Source organism: Methylobacterium ajmalii, from assembly GCF_016613415.1.
In the GTDB taxonomy this organism is placed as follows: domain Bacteria; phylum Pseudomonadota; class Alphaproteobacteria; order Rhizobiales; family Beijerinckiaceae; genus Methylobacterium; species Methylobacterium ajmalii.
On the sequence record NZ_JACWCT010000026.1, the window covers coordinates 118,508 to 120,929 of the forward strand.

General features: G+C 75.5%; 1 protein-coding gene and 1 pseudogene. Both read left to right on the forward strand.

The genetic code is table 11. From position 1 onward, the window contains the following. The first annotated feature begins 45 nt into the window (after positions 1-45). The gene (locus tag HPY23_RS04760; protein ID WP_091886162.1) at positions 46-1,779 is read left to right on the forward strand and encodes an adenylate/guanylate cyclase domain-containing protein; all 1,734 of its coding nucleotides are present in this window, start codon (positions 46-48) and stop codon (positions 1,777-1,779) included. 155 nt (positions 1,780-1,934) lie between these two features. Then, positions 1,935-2,422: pseudogene (locus tag HPY23_RS04765) on the forward strand (cell wall hydrolase); the annotation flags it as partial.

The window sequence follows — 2,422 nt, forward strand, 5'->3', positions numbered from 1 at the left end:
CCCGCCCGCGGGGAGAGGAGGAAACCCGCGGCAGGAAAGAATCTCATGCGCGCACCTCCCGCCGGCATCCCCGATCCGGAGGCGGGCGCGCGCCTCTGGCGCGGCTCGCTCGCGCAGCGGCTGCGGCTGGTCTCGGGCCTCGTCCTGTTCGTCTTCGCGGGCACTCACTTCGCCAACCACGCGCTCGGCCTCGTCGGCCTCGACACGATGATGGACGTGGCCCGCTGGCGGGTCGCGGTCACCCGGTCGATCCCCGGCAGCCTGGTGCTCGGCTTCGCGCTTCTCGCCCACGTCGCCTTCTCGCTGGTGCGCCTCGCCGAACGCCGGACCCTGCGGATGCCGCCCTGGGAGGCGGCGCAGACGCTGCTCGGCTTCGCGATCCCCTTCCTGCTGGTGCCGCACGTCCTCGGCACGCGGATCGCCAGCCTCGTCGACGGCACGCGCACCAACTACCCCTACGTGATCGTCCGCATCTGGCCGGACGGGATGGGCCTCCAGACCGCCCTGCTGCTGGTCGTCTGGCTGCACGGCTGCCTCGGCCTCCATGCCTGGCTGCGCCTGTCGCCGCTCTACCGGCGGATGGCGCCGGTGCTCGCCGTGCCGGCCGTCGGCCTGCCGGCGGCGGCGCTCGCCGGCATCGTCACGCAAGGGCGCCTGATGGAACGCGACACGGTGCTGGCGCGCCGCTTCGACGCGCCGGACCTCGCCGCCCGCTGGCAGGTGCCGCCCCTCGATTCGACGGTCGCCGCCTGGGGCGACACCGTCACCGGCGCGATCTACGCCGCGGTCGCCGTCGCGCTCGGCATCGTGCTGCTGCGGGCCGCCGCGACGCTCCGGGCCCGGCGTTTCAGCATCACGTATGTCGGAGGGCCCACGGTGAGGAGTCTGGAGGGACCGACGCTCCTCGAGATCAGCCGGGCGAACCGGGTGCCCCACGTCTCGGTCTGCGGCGGGCGCGGGCGCTGCTCGACCTGCCGCGTGCTGGTGGTGGGCGGGGAGGGGCACCTCTCGCCCCCCGGCGCCCAGGAGAGCGCGGCGCTCCGGGCGATCGGCGCGCCCGCCAACGTGCGGCTCGCCTGCCAGGCCAAGCCCGGCGGCGACGTCGCCGTGGTGCGCATCCTCGACCCGCGCCGCGAGAGCGTGAACCAGCACCTGACCAACACGGACGTCGCCGGCATCGAGCGCGAGGTGGCGATCCTGTTCATCGACATCCGCGGCTTCACGACGCTCTCCGAGCGCAAGCTGCCCTTCGACGTGGTGTTCATCCTCAACCGGTTCTTCGAGGCGGCCGGCCGCGAGATCGAGGCGGCGGGCGGCTGGATCGGCGGGTACGCCGGCGACGGGCTGCTCGCCCTGTTCACCCATCCGGACGGGATCGCCCCGGCCTGCCGCAGCGCCTTCGCGGCCGCCGGGGCGGTCGACCGGGCGGTGACCGACCTCAACCGGCAGCTCGCCGCCGAGCTGCCGACGGCGCTCCGCATGGCGATGGGCCTGCATGCCGGCCCGCTGGTGCTCGGCCGCCTCGGCTACGGCGCGAGCCGGGGGCGCTCGGTGATCGGCCCGGCGGTGAACCTGGCGAGCCGGCTCGAATCCCTCGCCAAGGCCGCCGACGTGCAGATCGTCGCCTCGTCGGAGGCCGCGACGCGGGCCGGGATCGGCCTCGACGGCCTGCGGGTCGAGACCGTGGCGGTGCGGGGCGTGGCCGCCCCCCTGCCGGTGATCTACGCCGCGCGGGCCGGCGACCTCGCCGGGCGCCTCGGTTCGCGCGCATCGGCTTAACCAACGCTCAACCATACCCCGCGACACTTGCCCATGACGATCGCCGCTCCCGGCAGGGGCGGGCGGGGCGTGGGTAGAGTGGGGTCGGGACCTTGGGCAGGCGGTACGTGCGCAAGCGGGAGCTGCGCAGACGGCAGATTCGGCGGACGAAGGGCATGCGCTGGTTCGCCGCCGCCGTGGCGCCCTGGGCCGTGGGTCTGGGCGTCCTCGTCTCGTTCACGGCCTCGGCGGGCTACGAGACCTCGCTCGGCTCCAGCGCCGTCGCCCGCCTCGTCCCGCGCGGGATGCCGCCGCTGCCGGAGCGCGGCCTGATCACCCCCGTCGCCCCGTCGCAGATCAGCCTGTCGGGCCCCCTGCGCCTCTCCCTCGACGCCGAGCCCCTGCGCCCCGACCTCAAGGCGGATGCCCGTACCCAGCCCCTGGCGCAGCGCGCCCGCAAGACCGACCCGCTGATGCCCGCTCGCGTCGGCGGCGCCGGCCGGCCCGCCGCGGTCGCGAGCGGCTGGCTGGGCAGCACCGGCCCGAGCGTCGCCTCGACCTTCACCCCCGGCCCCGCGACCTGGAGCCCGGACCTCGAGCCGCAGGAAGGCTTCGTGCCCCTGCCGGACACGCCGAGCGAGGCGGGCGCCAGCTCGCCCGCCGC